The sequence below is a fragment of the uncultured Desulfobulbus sp. genome (assembly GCF_963662935.2).
Taxonomy (GTDB): domain Bacteria; phylum Desulfobacterota; class Desulfobulbia; order Desulfobulbales; family Desulfobulbaceae; genus Desulfobulbus.
On record NZ_CAXXTL010000003.1, the window covers coordinates 367,947 to 385,956 of the forward strand.

At 58.3% G+C, this 18,010-nt stretch carries 8 protein-coding genes; 6 read left to right on the forward strand and 2 right to left on the reverse strand.

Features of this window, described 5'->3' with window-relative positions:
- Nucleotides 1-81: 81 nt before the first annotated feature.
- A complete protein-coding gene (locus ACHZCX_RS20435; RefSeq protein ID WP_319589056.1) occupies nucleotides 82-1,377 on the reverse strand; it encodes a diguanylate cyclase in 1,296 nt (431 codons plus the stop codon).
- Nucleotides 1,378-1,714: 337 nt separating this feature from the next.
- Here ACHZCX_RS20435 and ACHZCX_RS20440 point away from each other — a divergent pair, with 337 nt between their 5' ends.
- The 6 genes from ACHZCX_RS20440 (at nucleotide 1,715) to ACHZCX_RS20465 (ending at nucleotide 7,647) form a co-directional block, all read left to right on the forward strand.
- Nucleotides 1,715-2,197, forward strand: a complete 483-nt coding sequence (locus ACHZCX_RS20440; protein ID WP_319589057.1) for an N-acetyltransferase — start codon at nucleotides 1,715-1,717, stop codon at nucleotides 2,195-2,197.
- 266 nt (nucleotides 2,198-2,463) lie between these two features.
- Nucleotides 2,464-3,627 (forward strand): efflux RND transporter periplasmic adaptor subunit, encoded by a 1,164-nt coding sequence (locus tag ACHZCX_RS20445; RefSeq protein WP_319589058.1) that lies wholly within the window; start codon nucleotides 2,464-2,466, stop codon nucleotides 3,625-3,627.
- Nucleotides 3,624-4,301 carry an ABC transporter ATP-binding protein gene (locus ACHZCX_RS20450; protein ID WP_319589059.1) on the forward strand — a complete coding sequence of 226 codons (678 nt, stop codon included), beginning with the start codon at nucleotides 3,624-3,626 and terminating at the stop codon, nucleotides 4,299-4,301. The genes ACHZCX_RS20445 and ACHZCX_RS20450 overlap by 4 nt, the downstream gene beginning before the upstream one ends.
- A 3-nt stretch (nucleotides 4,302-4,304) precedes the next feature.
- Entirely contained in the window at nucleotides 4,305-5,513 is a 1,209-nt protein-coding gene (locus ACHZCX_RS20455; RefSeq protein ID WP_319589060.1) for an ABC transporter permease, read from the forward strand.
- 5 nt (nucleotides 5,514-5,518) lie between these two features.
- Nucleotides 5,519-6,718, forward strand: coding sequence for an ABC transporter permease (locus ACHZCX_RS20460; RefSeq protein WP_319589061.1), 1,200 nt, complete (start codon nucleotides 5,519-5,521; stop codon nucleotides 6,716-6,718).
- A 23-nt stretch (nucleotides 6,719-6,741) separates the two neighbouring features.
- Nucleotides 6,742-7,647 (forward strand): homocysteine S-methyltransferase family protein, encoded by a 906-nt coding sequence (locus ACHZCX_RS20465; RefSeq protein ID WP_319589062.1) that lies wholly within the window; start codon nucleotides 6,742-6,744, stop codon nucleotides 7,645-7,647.
- 100 nt (nucleotides 7,648-7,747) lie between these two features.
- Here ACHZCX_RS20465 and ACHZCX_RS20470 read toward each other — a convergent pair whose 3' ends face one another.
- A complete protein-coding gene (locus ACHZCX_RS20470; RefSeq protein ID WP_319589063.1) occupies nucleotides 7,748-17,419 on the reverse strand; it encodes an autotransporter outer membrane beta-barrel domain-containing protein in 9,672 nt (3,223 codons plus the stop codon).
- Between the last annotated feature and the right edge of the window lie 591 nt (nucleotides 17,420-18,010).

Consider the following 18,010-nt stretch of genomic DNA (forward strand, 5'->3'; position numbering starts at 1 on the left):
GCCCACCCCGGATTCCGTCGCTCTGCGTCCGGGCTACAATTTCACCTCTTCAAAAAGGTGAGTGGCAGGGACAGACAAGCTCTAAGGCCGGAAGTTCACCTCATTAAAAACAACACAATTACGACCGTTTGACTTTGCCGTATAAACAGCTCTGTCTGCCGCGGCAAATAATTCTTCGGATCCAACCTGAATTGTTTGCGGTGTTTGCGTGACGCCAATGCTTGCCGAAATAGGAATGGAGGCCGGGCGGAGTGCCCTGATCTGGGCGAGGAGTGTATGCGCCCTCATGACTGCATTTTCTCCATCACAATGCGGCAAAAGAATAATAAATTCTTCTCCTCCAAAACGAATGGGAGTATCGCTTCCTCGAAATGTTTGCAGCAAAAGCTTTGCTACAGCTTTCAACACAGCATCTCCTGTCGGGTGTCCGTACGTATCATTGACCTTTTTAAAATGATCAAGGTCAACGAAAAACACTGAAAAAGGATACTTGTATCGATATGATTCCTGAATGGCTTTGTCTACAATACCAGAAAGGTAGTGCCTGTTGTAGAGTCCGGTGAGCTGGTCGCTGGAGGCCATTTTTTCGAGGAGTCCTTTCTGAAGCTCAACGGTGTCGAACAGTTTTTTGTTGAGCAGCAGGTTTTTCATCCGAACGCTGAGTTCTTCAAGAAGAACTGGCTTTTGAATATAGTCGTTTGCGCCCGCTCGAAGAAGTCCAATTTTTTGCGAGACGTTTGATATTGCAGAAATAGCGAGTATAGGGACGCGATACATTGTTTCGTTGATTTCCCTAATCTCACGGATAAGCGCAAAACCGGTCATCGATCCGTCCAAGACGACATCTGTAATAACCAGATCGAATTCAGCGGCTCTGGTAATTTCTGCTGCCTCTTCCGCGGTTGTGAAGTGGATAAATTTAAGGTGAGTGTCTTTGAAAAAGGCGCGAATGTCGGATGCCTGTTTCTGGTCTTTGTCAATCAGTAATATGTTTCCTTCGACCTGTGCCTGCTGCCGTGCATGTTCTGCAAATATTTTCAGGAATTTCTCAATTTCACCAAGGTCATTTTTACGAAAGATCTCAGTCGCTCCGGAGCTCAAGCTCTTTACTGTCGCCTCTTGAATTTTCTTTGATGTGATCATCAAAATTGGTATTGTCTCGCCGAACTTAAGCTTTCTGACGTCCGAAACAAATTCGATACCATCCATATCTGAAAGATAAAACGACACACAGATCAGATCAATTCGAACTGTATTGTATATGTCCATCGCTTCAGTTCCAGATGTTGCCATGAAGACATTTGTTGCGTATACCCTGAAGATTCTTTCAAGGGCTCGCTGAAAAATATTAGATGGCTCGGCAATTAAAATATTCATGCGATATAGATCCTTTCACCCTGATCAACAGCAAGGAGCCCGGTTGGAGGTAAGACAGAATCCGGGCTCCAATTTCACTTCTTGCCCGACCCTTCTTTTTTAGAGGGAACCCAGCCAGCATAGCATTTCTTTTCTTCATCTTCTCAAAGCTAGGGAGCAAGCGCCCCAAACACCATCTCAAATACCCCTGCCTTTGATGGCAAGGAGCAAAATATAAGCGACGCTTTCCTTGCCTTCTGAGAGAAGGATACCAATATTGCGCTCAATAGCAATTGGCCAGAACATTTATTTTATCAACTCACTCGCCAGCAAATATAATCGACGACACATTGAACACATGAAAATACGTCCTCTCACCCCGGAACATTACCCCAAGGTTGCGGCTTTGCTGCTGCAGGCCTTTCCCCGCAACCAGAATGAAGTCCAACTCTTTGAAAAACTCCATCAAAAAGGGCGGGTTCTGCATGAGTGGGTCTGCCTGCATCGCGATACGGTCACTGCCTATATTGCTTTTTCAAAGGCTTATGACGGCGCCAAGGTGTGCGGCCTGCACCTGGCACCGCTGGCCGTGAAGCCGCAGATGCAAAACCAGGGGATTTGCTCTGAATTACTCCGTTTCGCCTTGCGGCAAGAGGTCATCAAGGAAAGCACGATCTTTGTGGTGGGAAATCCCGCATTGTTTCTAAAATTTGGTTTTGAGCGGTGCGCCCTGCCGCTTTGTCCGCTTAATAAAGGCAATACGCATTTTCTCGGCCTCAGGAATAATCCAACCTACTCGTACACCGTGGGCTACGAACCGGAATTCAAGGTAAAAAGGTAGCCAACGAGCCTTGCGCCACCACCGTTTCAGACTCTTCTCTTTTCCCCCTCCCGACTTCAGCGGCGACTCAAATCAAGAGGTACGGCAAGAAATTTTCTTTGTCTTTTCTCGGGATTCTTTTTAGACAGTAGTCAGTTTGTTTATTGGAGGCAGCGACCCTGCGGTTAGTTGAAGGACCATGTTTCCGGCCGCGTTCCAGACCGAACCGGCAACGGCCGACCCGCTTCGTCTCCCATGCTTCGCTTCTCAATGCACCCGGAAACCCCGTGAACAAAAAATATCTGCTCATCATTCCGGTAGTGGCCCTTGGCCTCTTTGCCGGCTACCGCTACCTGACCAGGGAAATGCCGATCAAGGTGACCGTGCAAACGGTGGACAGCGGCGCGGTGGAGGCCACGGTGGCCAACACCCGCGCCGGCACTGTCAAGGCCCGGCACCGGGCCAATCTCACCCCGGCCATCGGCGGCCAGATTGCCGCCCTCAATGTCCGCAAAGCCGATACGGTCAAGGCCGGACAGGTGCTGCTGACCCTGTGGAACAAGGACCTGCAGGCAGAACTGCAGTTGGCGAAAAGTGAGGCCATCGCCGCCGAGGCCGCTGTCCGGGAGGCCTGCCTGATGGCCGATCTGGCCCAGCGACAGGCCGGACGTCAGTCCGATTTGCGCCGGAATCGTTCCACCTCGGAATCCACCTACGACGAGGCCCAGGCTGCAGCCCGGGCAAAACGGGCGGGCTGCGAGGCCGCCACCGCCCGGCGGGCGGTGAGTGCGGCCAGGATTGAGGCAGCCAGCGCCACCCTGGAGCGGACCACGCTGCTGGCGCCCTTTGACGGCATCGTTGCCGAGGTCAACGGCGAGGTCGGCGAATACATCACCCCCTCGCCGCCGGGGATCGCCACCCTGCCCGCCGTCGACCTAATCAACATGGAAACCCTGTATGTGGCCGCACCCATTGACGAGATCGATGCGGCCCAGATCCGACCGGGGATGGCGGTGCGAATTACCCTCGACGCCTTTCCCAAGCAGAGCTTCAAGGGACGGGTGCGGAGCATCTCGCCCTATGTGCTGGAGGTGGCCAAGCAGGCACGCACCGTTGAAATCGAGGCCGATTTTCTTGAAGGGTTGACCAGCGGCACCTTGCTCGCCGGTTACAGCGCTGATGTTGAAATCATCCTCGATGCCCGGCCCGAGGTTATCCGCGTCCCCACGGAAGCGGTGCTGGTCGACGGATCGGTTTATCTGCTTCCGGCGGGCGCCGACCGGGTGGAGCGCCGACCGATCAAGTCCGGGCTGACCAATTGGAAATTCACCGAGGTCAGTTCCGGATTGCAGAAGGGCGATACCGTGGTCACCTCCATCGACCGCCAGGGCCTGGCCGCAGGCGTGCTGGTGCAGGTGGAACAATCCCCGGATAAAGCGGCGAAAAAATGATCGAACTGCGCGAGGTCAGCCGTATTTTCACTGTCGGCGGCCAGGAGGTGCGGGCCATGGACCGGATCTCGCTGACCATCGAACCGGGCGAGTACCTGTCGATCATGGGACCATCGGGGTCGGGCAAGTCGACCCTGCTCAACACCCTTGGCCTGCTCGACACCCCCGACAGCGGCAGCTATTTCCTCGAAGGAAAGGACGTTACCAGCCTCGACGATAACCAGCTAGCCGCTACCCGCTCGCGCACCATCGGCTTCATCTTCCAATTTTTCCACCTCATCCCCCGTCTCACCGCCCAGCAGAACATCGAGCTGCCCCTGTTGCTGGCCGGGGTTGCGCGCCGGGAACGGAACGAGCGGAGCACCCGTCTGATCGAGGCCTTCGGGCTTGGCACTCGACAACACCATAAACCGGATGAACTCTCCGGCGGCCAGCGCCAGCGGGTGGCCATTGCCCGGGCAGTGATCAATGAACCTGCCGTGCTGCTCGCCGACGAACCCACTGGCAACCTCGACCGGCATTCCGGCGGTGAGATCATCGAACTGATGGAAGACCTAAATCGCAAAGGCTTAACCCTGGTGGTGGTGACCCATGACCCGGAAATCGGCGAACGGGCTCAGCGTCGGATCCGGGTGGTGGACGGCCGCATCGCCAGCGATACCCAAAGGGCTTGAGTCATGCGATTTTTTGACATTATCGGCTTTGCCCTGATGAGCCTGGGCAGCAATAGGGTCCGTACTCTCTTGATGCTGCTGGCCATGAGCATCGGCGTGGCAGCGGTAGTGCTGCTCACCGGCATCGGCAATGGGGCGCGGCTGTATATCGTCGATCAGTTTTCCTCACTCGGCACCAACCTGGTGATCGTCATTCCCGGCCGGGCCGAGACCGCCTCCAACACCCCGGCAACGCTCATCGGCGAGACGCCCCGCGACCTGACGCTCAACGACGCCAAGGCCCTGGAACGGGGCGACACGGTCCGAAGGCTTGCCCCGCTCAACATCGGCGAGATGAACATCGCCTGGCGCGGCAAGGAACGGCAGGTGCCGCTGCTAGGGTCCACGGCACCCCTACTGCCATTGCATCATCTCAAAATGGAGCGGGGGTCGTTTCTGCCTGATGAAGATATGGAAATTGCCCGCCCGGTCTGCGTCATTGGAGCCAAGGTCTACCGTGAGCTGTTCGGCCAGCAGAATGCCCTGGGCGAGCTGGTGAACCTCGGCGGTTTCCGCTGCCGGGTGATCGGCATCCTCGGCTCCCAAGGCCGGTCTCTGGGGTTCGACACCGAGGAACTGGTGATTGTACCCGTTGCCTTTGCCCAGGCGCTACTCAACACCGAGGGCTTGTTCCGTATCCTGCTTGAGGCCAAAGATCTGGGGGCCATCGACCGGCTGAAAACCCATATCAAGACCACCATCGCCAAACGCCATTACGGCGAAGAGGATGTGACTGTCATCACCCAGGATTCGGTCCTGGCCACCTTTGACAAGATCCTCAAGGTGCTAACCCTGACCGTGGCCGGGATCGCCGGCATCAGCCTGGTGGTGGCGGGCATCCTGATCATGAACGTCATGCTCATGGCCGTGGCCCAGCGCACCGCCGAGATTGGGTTGTGCAAAGCCTTGGGCGCGGGGCAGTTACAGATCATGGCCCTGCTGGTCGCCGAGGCCCTGCTGCTCTCGAGCATCGGCGGCCTGCTCGGATTGGGACTTGGTTTTGCCGGTTCCTGGATTACGGTCCAGTTTTACCCCACCCTGCAGACTACCCCACCGCCCTGGGCCATTGCCGCCGCCCTCGGCACAGCCTTGACTACCGGCTTTGTCTTTTCGCTTTTGCCAGCTCGCCGGGCGGCACGGCTCGATCCAATCGAGGCCTTGGCCCGGCACTAAACGATATGGACATCCTCGATCAGGTTCAGTTCATCACCACCTCTATCCGGGCCAAGCGGCTCCATTCCTTTCTCACCGGCCTAGGCATCGCGGTGGGTATTGCTGCCGTCATCCTGCTGACTTCCATGGGCGAAGGATTGCAACGCTTTGTGCTGGCCGAGTTCACCCAGTTCGGCACCAACCTGATCGCCATCAATCCGGGAAAAGTCACTACCATGGGCACCTCGCTGGGGGTGATCGGCTCGGAGCGGCTGCTCACGCTCGACGATGCCGAAGCTCTGCGCCATTTGCCAGGGATCGAGGCCGCCGTGCCCATGGTCCAGGGCAACGTCGAGGTCAAGGCCGGCAACCGGACTCGGCGGATCACCCTCTACGGTGTCGGCCCGGAGATGGACCGGGCCTTCCGCATGCAGGTGCAAAACGGCCGTTTCCTGCCGCCCGACGACCCCCGCACCGCCCGGCCCTTTGTGGTCCTCGGCCACAAGGTGCGGCAGGAACTCTTTCCCGGCCGCAATCCGCTTGGCGAGCGGGTCCAGATCGGCAACCAGCCGGCCAGGGTGATTGGGGTGATGGAATCCAAAGGGCAGATTCTTGGCTTTGACATGGACGACACCGTCTATATCCCGGCGGTGCGGGCTCTGGACCTGTTCAACCGCGACGGGCTGATGGAGATCGATATTCTCTATCGTGAGGGGGCCGATTCCGGGGAAATGGTGGCGGCGATCAAGCGAACGCTGCTCTCGCGCCATGGCCAGGAGGATTTCACCATCACCACCCAGCAGCAGATGCTCGATGTGCTCGGTTCAGTGCTGGACATGCTGACCGTGGCGGTCGGGGCTTTGGGCGGAATTTCGCTGCTAGTGGGCAGCGTGGGCATTTTCACGGTGATGACGATTGCGGTGCGCGAGCGGACCGGCGAGATTGGCCTGCTCCGGGCCCTGGGGGCCACCCGCGCCCAGATTCTGCTTTTCTTTCTCCTTGAAGGCACCTTGCTCGCAGCCTTGGGCGGCGTAGCCGGGCTGACCGTGGGCTTTGTCTGCGCCACCCTCATCCATACCTTTGTGCCGCTCCTGCCGGTGCATACCCCTTGGAGTTTTGTCATTCTGGCCGAACTGCTGGCCCTAGTGATCGGCATCCTCGCCTCAATCCTGCCCGCGCGGCAGGCGGCACTGCTCGTCCCCTTGGAAGCCCTACGTTCGGAATAAGATATGATACTAGGAGAAGCGCGTTGATCAGCCTCAATTTCATCGATGAAAAAATCGCGCGCCAGCAGATAGTTCTTCTCGATGGAGCCACCGGGACCGAACTTGAGCAACGTGGTGTGCCGATGAACAGTGCGGCATGGAGTGCAGAGGCAATTCTCACTGCTCCGGAAATCGTCCAAGCCGTGCATGAAGACTATATCCGTGCCGGGGCGGATATCATCACCAGCAATTCTTTTTCATTGGCCAAACACATGCTTATCCGGGCAGGGCTTGAGGCCGAGTTTCAACGCCTGAATGCGGCTTCGGTTACCCTGGCACTGAAGGCACGCGAAAAGGTGGCAAACAATCCGGTCGCCATCGCCGGGTCTATCGCGCCGACCACCTTCTGTGCTGATCCTCGAAAATGTTACCCGCCCTTATCCGATGCTTTTTCCTGGTATGAACAACAAGCCTTGATCCTTGCAGAAGCAGGGGCTGATCTGCTGATTATCGAAATGATCGAAGATATCACCCAGGGATCGCTGGCTGTTGAGGCCGCAGTCAAAACGGGCCTTCCAGTGTGGCTTGGATTCAGTTGCAGGAGAAAGGCGAGCGGAGAACTCATGCTGTGGGAATTTGAACATACGCTGGCAGAGGGCATCAAGGCCTTGGCTCCTTTCGGTGGCGACGCTGCTCTTATCATGCATACCGAAACCAGGGACGCAGCGGAAGCCTTTGCCATTCTTAGCGCCCGCTGGCACGGCAAGCGTGGTGTGTATGCGCATTCCGGGAGATTTATCATGCCGAACTGGCAATTCTCCAATGTGATCTCACCTGAAGCCTATGCAAGAGCAGCCATGCAGTGGGTCGAGATGGGGGCCCATATCATTGGTGGGTGCTGCGGCATTGGTCCTGCCCATATTCGACTGTTGAAAGAAGTGCTCTCATAGGATCTGAAAAAAAAGTGCTTTGCCTGCCTGTTAGCCGACATACTAACCCGCTCTGTGCTGGATGTAATCGCGATGCGGATGGGCCTTTACCCGCAACCGTTTAAAAAGATACGCGCAACAGCCCCATAACTCCGTGCGACTGATAGGTGTCCCGGTACTCGCCCTTGTATTCCAACGAGGTGGAAATTCCGTTTGACGCCATCAAGGTCAAGCCGCAGCCAAAGACCGCCCCGAGTTGTTCCGCATCCTGACCATTGGTTGAAAACGAAGCGCCGGGTGAACCCTCGAACGCAGCAGTGATGACCCGGTCGTCGATATCAAAATCATAGCTGATCCCCGCGCTCACCTCCGGGATCAGCGTACCCCAGGACGTCTTGACCGCTCCCGCAGCCCGCAGGCTTACCTCCGAAACCAGCGACTGCGTCTGACGGCCATCAACCGTAAGATTCACGCTCCCGGCACCGGACTCCGCAAACCCCTCTTCGTCGAGATACACATATCGCAGCGCGGCTGTCGGTCCGACGGACCAGTTGCTAAATTGAAAGAAATATCCTCCGCCCAGATAGGCCGAATAAACATCGCCATCATGTTCGCTTGCCGCAGTACGCTGGATAGATCCAATAGTCAGCAAGCGATGGCTCTCATAGGAATTTCCTCCGTAAGAAAGTGCGCCTTCAACATAGGCAGCTGAGGTAAAATAGCTGCCGTACAGCATGCCGGAGAAAGTATCGATCGAGCCGTCGCCGGTGTTGTTGGCCAGATCGACATCGATATTGCCTTTACTCACAGCTGCACCGAGGGTCACACGTGACGGGAAGGTGTGATCATAACCAATCGTACCGGCGGTGATATTGAAATCATAACCTGGATATCCGGCCTTTTCGTCCTGATCCCCCCAGAGCCCCAAACCGCTCACCCACAAATTATTTAGATTCTGATACTCGGACTCTTCGCCCGTGGCAAACAGCTGACGAAAATTATACGGTCCGAGAGAAGCCAGAAGGATTGGTTCGGTTTTTCTGGTCGAACCAGCTGCGAGGTTGTGCGTGCGAACAGAGGACATGCGGTGTTGCACCGATCGCACATTCTGTTGTGCGCCGATAAAACTTGCCGTCGTGTACTGATCATACGAATAGGGACTCAGACTGTGGAAGGCCTGTCCGAACTCCGAGTCCTCGAGATCCTGGATTTGGGCCAAAATATTGAGCAAATCACCGGATACGGTATACTGAATCCGGTCCAGGTACTCGGCCACCGCCATCTCAACCGGATCGGTAGCCGCCGCGGTGAAGCTTTTGGCCCGTGTGACGACCTGCACGCGGTCAGAGCTTTGCCGCAGCCCAAAGCTCAACAGTTTTTTAGGCGCGGGCAGCACCACCGAGGCAAATTGCCCATGGACCGTATCCGCGGTCAAAATGTCATAGGTCATGCCATTGAAGAAAAGTCCCGGTCCCTTGCTCACCGCCAAGCCCCCATCGAGAGTGGCCGTGCCCTCGACCGACAGCTGGCCGTGGCTGCCATCGCGGTTGACCACCGTATGGTAGCTGCTGTCACCGGCCATGACATAGCTGCTCTCAAGATGCAACGTGCCCTGGAGAATGTCGAGCCGCCGCATCGTCGGCAGGCTGGCCAGGGTGAAGGTGCCGTCACCCTGTTTGATGGTGTTTTCAAATCCGGAAAAGGCATAACTCAACATTCCAGTTCCATCAAACACCAAGGTGTTGCTGCCGGTTCCTGGATCAATGGTTCCATTGATGGCCGCCGAACCGAGGAACATCAGGGTGTCATGACCTGTACCCAGCAGAATGTCGCCGACGGAGTTGGAGTGTGCCCCCAGCATGACCAGGTCGTCGCCGGCACCGGTATCGATGGCAATGCCAAGGGAGGTGGTATCGGCCGCGACCTGGCTGGTGGTGATTGTGCCGTAGTTGGCCACCAGGTCGTTGCCGCTGCCGGTCTGGATGCCGAAGGCTTGCGCGCTCGAGTAGGCTTGCTGGTTTGAGGTGGTCGAATACACAGTTGCCTGTGCTTCGGCGGTGACATCGATTGTTCCGTAATTGGTAAGGGCATTGTTGCCGTTGCCGGTAAATATGCCATACGCCTTTGCTTGCGCATTGGCAACGGCTGCGCTGACATCGTCGTCGTCATCGGTAATGCCGGAGGACGATGCCGTCGAGTGTGCCGTGACCTGCAATGTCGCGGCGTTGACAATGGTGTTATTGCCGTTGCCGACGACCACGCCACGGGCATCGGCAATGATCCCGGCCGTGGTGGCGCTGCCCACGTACGCTTCGCCGTAATCCTCTCCATTGCCATATGCGGTGGCGGTAGCGGTGGCATTCACGGTGAGATCCCCGAAGAGGCCGATTCGATTTGCGCCGTTGCCGGTCGAGATACCCTTCGCCAGGGCTGTTCCTCCAGCATAGGCCCGGGCGGCGTTTGGATCGCTGAAGGTGTCGGCATACGATGTTGCCCGTACGGTCAGTATCGATTCGACCTCCATCTCTCCTTGGTTGACGATGCTATTGTTGCCGTTGCCGCCGCCAATACCGGTGGCTGTGGCGAGAAGCGAGGAGCCACCTGCGCCGGCATAGGCATACGCCGTATCCAGATGTTCGCTCGGCCATCCTGCCAGGGCATACGCCGTGTTGGTGGCCTGCACGTTGAGTGTTCCGGCATTCTCGACATCGTTGTTGCCGTCGCCCAACCCGATGCCCATCGCGCCAGCAGTGCCTTTCCGTCTCGCATAAGCCTTGGCTTCGCTCACCGATGAGGCATAGGCATAGGCATCCGGGGTCGAGTCTGTGGCACCGGTGGCAGATTCGACCGTGATCTCCCCAAGGTTCCGAATCACATGTTCTCCTGCCCCTGCATGAATGCCCCAGGCTGTTGCTGATAAATCGGCAGTGGCATCGGCCTCTTCGTCGGCGGTCGCGTTCGCAGGCCCCTTCGCCGCCGAATGGATCTCAACCGTCCCACCCGAACCATTGAGAATGAGGCCGCCATCATCTCCCGCCCGAATACCGATAGCCGATGCTACGGGAGTCGCCGTCGCATCGGCCTCGTTGTCCAACGCGTCCGTATCGGCCGTGGCGGCAGCCGTGGACTCGGCAAGGGCATGGACCGCGATGTTCCCATCGTTTGCGATCCAATTCCATCCCGCGCCGCCGTCCAATCCGTAACTCAAGGCGTTGGCATGAGCAGTGGCATTCGTTGCGAGAAAAGAGGCTTCGGCATAGAGATCGGAGGTTGCCGCAGCCGAGGTATCAGCCGTCACATCCATCGCACCATAGTTGTTGATGACATCCATCCCGCTGCCGCCACCGATGCCGGTGGCCGTCGATTGTGTCTGGGTTATGGCCGCGCCGGTCTGGAAAAGGCCGACCAGTGCCACTGAGCCGCTCGATGAGCTTGCCTCCGACGTGGCAAAGACCGTCAGGTGACCGGCACCAGCGTTGGTGAGAATATCGGTGCCGTTCCCCCCGTCAATGCCCCGCGAAGTGGTTTCGGAACGAGCGACGGTTGTCGACATATCAAAAAGCGAGGCGGCGGTGAAGGTGAAACCTCCCGCTATGCCATCGGCCATGGGGCTGGAGCTTCCCACTGTGATGGCGCCTAGGTTGGTGACGATGTCGTCTCCCCTGCCGCCGTCGATACCGACGGCGAGGACCTTGGCATCGAATTGACTGCTGCTCAGGTTGACCAACTCCATGAAACCAACGCTGAGGACCTCGACATAGGCGATCGGGTCGGTGCCGATGCCACCGGCCAAAATGGATCCGGTATTGAGGATAACATCGTTGCCGCCTCCGGAGACGATACCTTTCACCGTGGCGCCCGGGGTGGCATCCAGCGTGTCAATGCTGACAAGGCTGAGGTTACTTTGACCGGTGAAGGTATGAACCTTCGCTTTCGCCTCTAGGGTGCCATCGTTATAAATGGCATCCCTGCCATCGCCCGTCCGGATGCCCGCTGCCTCCGAGAAGGCTGTCGTACTTGCATCCACATCGGTGACGCCGACAGTCACGGTGTTGCCGGTGGCCGTGGCGGTGGCCAGGGCATTGGCGGTAATGGTGCCTCCGAATTGATTGAAGACTGTATTGGCACCCCCGCCAGCGTCGATGCCGGCAGCAATCGACGAGGCCACACTCTCCGCCTCGGCCGACCCGGAGCCGGCTAAGGTGAACGATTTGCTTGTTGCCGTCAGGGTCGATTCAGCCCATAGGTCGATCGTGCCGGCGTTGGCGAGAACATCGGCCGTTGCTCCGCTCTGCATGCCGAAGGCAGAGGCTTCGGCTTTTGTACCGGCCGCAGCATATCCACCGCCAAAGAGCGTGATGCTGTAGCTGCTGGCGTGTCCCGTGGCATTTGCCGTCAAGTCGATGGCACCAAGATTTTGCAGGTTCTCAACCTGACCACCGGCAGTCATGCCGATCGCAGTTGCCGAGACGGCCGAACCCGCTTTGGCGTTGGTGGCACCCAGGGGGGTGATAGCAACGGAAGCTGCGGTCGCATTGGCGGAGGCAGTGGCATCAATAGTGCCGTCAACCTCGTTGATGAGGCTGCCGCCTCCTGCCCCGCCATCCATGCCGGTAACAGTGGCAGTGGCACGACTGCTGCCGTCCGCATTGGAATAGCCGCCCAGGGTAACGGCAACACCGGTCATGTCGGCTATTGCATCAGCAGTCAAATCGATCAGGCCGCTATTGGCCACATGATCGTCACCGGCGCCACCGCTCAGGCCCGTGGAGGAAGATTCGGCCGTGGTCGTTCCCTTGGCGGCCACCGCGCCAGCCAGATTGAAGCTGACGGAGCTGCCCCTGGCCGTTGCCTTGCTGGACAGGGTGATCTCATTTTCGTTGATGAGCGTATCGCCGCCGTCACCGCCGTCCAAACCTGTTGCGGCCGCCATTGAATTGACGCTGATATCGGCCGCCGCATAACCGGTCAGGTTGACGGCCGTGGCTTGCCCCCTGCCATTGGCAAAGGCATTGATGTGTTCCATTGCCGTGTCGCCTTCGATGTCGGCCGTACCCTCGTCGACAACGCCCCAATTGATCAGGAAGTCGTTGCCTCCACCGCCGGCAAGACCGGTGAAAAAGGCGTTTGCGGTGGTGGTGGCATCAGCCGTGGAAAAGGCGGCATTGGCAATGGCAACCGAAACAGCCGTCGTCGCTGCCCTCATGGTCGAGGCACCCGAAATTTCAGCGCCCTGACGGTTTTCGAGCCGGTCGTTGCCCGCGCCGCCAGCCATGCCTGTGCTTGCGCTCGTCCCAGTGGTCTCGGCTGAGGCCAGAGAGGCCCCTGCGCTGACAAAACTGCCGGAAACGGTAACGCCAACCGAGACACTCGCGGTGGTTGCATTGGTGGCGGCATTCGTCTCCAACATGGCGGTATTGATCAGGGTATCATTCTCCGTGCCGCCGTCGATACCGATGGCGGTCGCCGAGGCGGTGTTGGCGGCATCGGCAAAGGTTCCCGAGGCGGCCACCCCTTCCAGGGCAAAGGTGCCGGTCACGCTCACATTGCCGCGCGTGCTGTTGGTGATGGCATTGACGATGGTTTGGTTAGAGTTATAGAGCCAGTCGTTGCCGGCGCCACCGTCCAAGCCTGTTGCGAACGAAGTTGCCCGGTTTTCTCCGTCGACGAGGGACACCCCGGCAGCGACCCCGGCAGTCGTCCCTTGAAAATCGACGCCCACGCTGGCGGCAGTGACTGTCGCGGTGGCTTGGACCCTGTTGGTTCCCTGGTTGGTCAGGGTATCGCTTCCTGCATTTCCAGCCAGGCCGGTGGCGCTGGTGGTGGCCACCGACTCACCATCCGCCATTGCAGCACCAGCAGCCACACCGGTGACAGCAAAGCCGGCATTCACCGAAACCGAGGCATTGGAGATGGTCGAGGTGGCTGTTGAGTTGCTGTCACCTGCATTGAGCACTGTATCGTCGCCCGTGCCTCCATCAATCCCCACTGCGGTCGCGCCGGCGGTGGAGGTACTATCGGCGGCGGCCAAGCCGATTGTCAGCCCGGTATCGGCCGCCCCCAAATTGACAGTCACGCTGGCGCCGGTTAACTCCGATGTGGAGAATACGGTCATGGTCCCAAAATTTTCGATCAGATCGTCTCCAGCCCCACCTGAGAGAGCAGTCGTGTCGGACAATGCGGTCATGGTGGCATCGGCCAGGGCAACACCCGCTGCCACGCCGGTCATGGTTCCGGAAGCGCTTACCGTCACGGTACCGCTTGTGCTTGTGGCGGTGGAGGCAAGCCCTACCGCCCCGGTGTTGGCGACCTGATCAGCACCGTCTCCGCCATCGATGCCAACGACTGTCGTCCGCGCCGTTGTGGTGGCGTCGGCAAAGCCTCCTGCCAGTGACATACCTTCGTTGGCAGCGGCCATTGTCACGCCCACAGTACCGGAAATTGTCTCGGAGAGTCCGTCGACAGTGAGTGTACCGCTGTTGGCAAGCGTGTCCCCACCCGTTCCCCCTTCGATGCCGATGGCCGATGCTGTCGCTTTGGTGGTGCCATCGGTCATCGATAGACCAACGGCCGCACCCGTTCCTCGCACTCCTACGGCTGTCAGGGTCACCGTCGTGCTGGTGGCCTTGGCGGTGGCATCCACATCCATGGACCCGGAATGGGTGATGTGATCAATGCCCCGGCCACCGTTCAAGCCGACGGCGTCCGCCTGCGCGGTGGTCTCCGCATCGGCGTAGCTGACGCCTCCCATCAGGCCTGTCTGGCCCAAGCTCGCAACGATATCAACAGAAACCGAAGCAGATTGAGCCGCCGCCCAGGCATCTATATCCATCGTTCCCGAACTGATGATGATGTCGTTATCCGGATTGGTGAGAGGTGTTGTTACAGAATCTAACGACTCGTCCCCCAGAAAGCCTTCAATGCCAGCGGCATAGGCCGTGGCCTTGGTGGAACCGTCGGTCAATGCGGCACCACCGGAGATTCCACCCTTGATCGAGCTGGTGATCGTCGCGCTGACACTTGTGCTTTCGGCCGTAGCCGTGGACGTCACATTCAATGCGTTTAGGTTAGTGAGGCTATCGTTGCCCGCCCCTCCATCCATGCCCGCTGCCGTTGCCATTGCTTCCGTGGCCGCATAAGCATAGGTTGCCCCCCCGGTCAGACCGTCTTTTGCCAGGACTATGACGGCACTTCCACTGGAGGCATCGGCAGTGGGTGTGGCTTTCACGGTGATGGTGCCTTCATTGGTGAGCGTATCCCCGTCCTCACCACCTTCGAGGCCGACAGCCAAGGCAGTTGCGGAAGTTCCGCTCTTGACCAGGGCAGTGCCAATCTCGAATTCCATTTTCCCTTCACTCTTGAAATCGCCCTGATAACGGATGGACACGGTCGTACTGTAGCCGTTGGCCACTGCTTCCGCGCCGAGAGCGCTGTAGTTGAACAGGATGTCAGCGCCATTTCCCCCAGCCATCCCAGAGGCGGTGGCCAGGGCGCTGGTCGAGGTTTCGGCCAAACCAATTTCTCCCAAGATGTCTAAAATTTCCGAGCGTTCCTGGGAAATAGTCAACCCGATATCGGCGGAGGTGGCATCAGCCTGAGCATAAACGGTTGCCGAGCCAAGATTGAGGAGGAAATCGTTGTCGCTGCCGCCTCCTATCCCGACTGCGCTTGATTCGGCGTGTGTCGGTGCGTTGACCACCGGATCGCTGTCTTCACCCTCTTCGCTAGTGGCGGCCAGCAATCCCACGGCAGCGGAGCCCGATGCGGCCACCGGTAGCGCCGCTGGTTCAAAAGCCGCCGCCGCGCTCATCGCGGCCTCGCCCTCAAAAGGAATGGAAACTTCCACGCCTACTTTGATCGATTCCGCATCGGCAATGGCGCGGACATCTAGAGTATTCAGATTGTAGAGAACATCCGCTCCTTCTCCTCCCGCGAGACCAATGGCCGTCGAAGAGGCGGCGGTTGCGGCCTTCCCCAGATCGAGACCGATCCACTCAAACGGAGCCGTGGGCACACCGTTGCGCTTGACATCGACAAATAAGGAATCTGAGTCCGAGTTGGCGACGACGGTCACCGTTCCAACGTTGACGAGGGTATCGGCTCCCGACTGGCCATCGAGACCTGTGGCCTGGGCCTGGGCCTCGGTGGAGGTGTTGCCGCCGGAAAACCCGGTGTAGGTCATGGTGACTTGATCAGTCCAAGCTGTTGCTGTACTGATGGCGGTGATCGGTCCGGTGTTGGCAATGGTATCGTTTCCGCCACCACCCGCGAGACCGTAGCTCTCGGCAGTGGCCTTGGTTTTGGTGTCCACAGAGACCACTTCAAAAGCGTAGATCGTGGCGGAAACCCCCACGCCATTGGCGGTGGCGGTCGAGGTTGCCTCAATTTCGTTGAAATTGGTGATCGAATCGGCCCCTTCGCCGCCGTCGATCCCGATAGCCGTCGATTCCGCCAGGGTCGAAGCGATGGTGCTGGACAGGCTGACCGCCTGCACGTCGACATTGGTGGCCGAGGCGGTTGCCGTTCCGGTTGTTGCGATACTCCCTGTATTGGTGAGCGAATCATCGCCAGTGCCTCCGGAAAGGCCGTATGCTTGGGCAATCGCCTCGACTCCGGCGTTCTCGGGGGTGCCGAGGGCGACATGGAGTGCCGAAACGGAAACGCCGGTGGCTGAAGCAGTTGCTATGGCGGCGGCGGTGATCGCACCGGAGTTACTGATGGTATCCGATCCGCTGAGACCGGCGATTCCTGTTGCCGTTGCCTGGGCGGTGGTCGCGGTCCTTGTTTCGGACAAACCAGCAAACTGCACCTCGATGCCGGTAGTGGTGGCTGTTGCAGTACTGTTGGCGGTGATAGCACCGGTATTGTTTAATGTGTCGTCTCCGCCATCACCGGTGATGCCGTAGGCTTCGGCAATCGCCTTGATCCCGGCATCGGTGGGAGAAGCGAAGTCTAACTGAAGGCCTGAGACGGTGACGCCGTTGGCGACAACGGTGGCGAGAGCGGTGGCATTGATCTGGTGATGGTTGGTAATTGTGTCCGCCCCTTCGCCACCCGCCATGCCGGTGGCATTGGCGTGAGCCGTGGTGGATGCGTCACTGCTCGATAATCCCATTATCCTGAGGTCGACGTTGAGCGCGCTTGCCGTTGCGGTGGCTGAAGTGGTGATGTGGTCGAAATTAGTCAGGGTATCCGCGCCACCACCGGCTAAGATCCCGATGGCCGTGGCCTCCGACAAGGTTGCCCCCTGGGTGGAATCGGCACCGGCCAGCGTCACGGAGACATCGGATGAATGGGCAAGGGAGGTGGCTGTTGCCGTGATTCCGGAAGTGCTGAAAAATGTGTCCAGGCCATCCCCTGTTTGGAGGGCAATCGCATTGGCCATGGCCTGGGAGAGCGTGCTGTTGGCGGGATTGGCGGTTGCGGTCGCTGTGGCCTCAACATCACCGCCATTCGTCACCGTGTTGTTCCCGTTACCTCCATTGATAGTCACAGCGTCTGCCGTGGCCGTGGTATCGACCGTTTTTTCATCAGTCTTGCTGACGATGGCGCCGGCAGCAACCGTCACGGTGTCGTTCAAGGCGCCCGTGGCGACGCCATCCAAATCAACGCCTGTGCAAGTAACAATGGCACCGGTTGCCAGTTCGACTTGACAATCGGCGGAAAGAAGAGGGGGAAAGAGGCAGATGAGGAGAGGTGGGAGGAGAAAGAGACGTGTTCGAAGCACACGATGCTGGCGCTGCGCCTTATGGGATATCAACCAGTTCCGTCTTCTTTCTTTGAGCACACTCATTGGACTGCTCCCTTTAATAATGCATTGGCACTGCACATCGGTCCATGGGGGAAACACAAAAAGGCACTACGTGGACAAGCATTGTCGGGGATACGAGACAGGTCAAGGGGGAAGGCAGGAAAGGCTGGAGGTGAGGTGGTACGGCGATTGATTGTGATGATATCCAGGTCGTCTGTGTCGCATAGAAGTTCTCATGCCCCTTGGCAGGTTGAAAACACACTTGAGACCATCAGCCAGCACGCCGTACCAGTGCGCTGTTTTTTATGGAGAAGCAGGGGCTTGCCTCAACAAGAAAAGGTTTTACAAAACCACGTACCTCCCGTCAATAATTTCGAACGAACGTATAAAAAAATTTGACGAATACGGGAGACCCCTCGGCTGGGTCGTTGGTGTCTCCAGCAAGTGTATCAACTACAGCGTTCCGTAACGGGGAGGCCTTCGGCAGGTCAGAACACCACTGCAGGCCGCTGGCATGCGGCACAAACGGCCCTTCAAGCGATGCTCGAAGCTCTTGCCTAAGGATGGAGCGAGCCCTTTTCCAGGACTCACCCCAGGTGGAGGATATGGCTATACGAAGGCCGACTTGGCAAT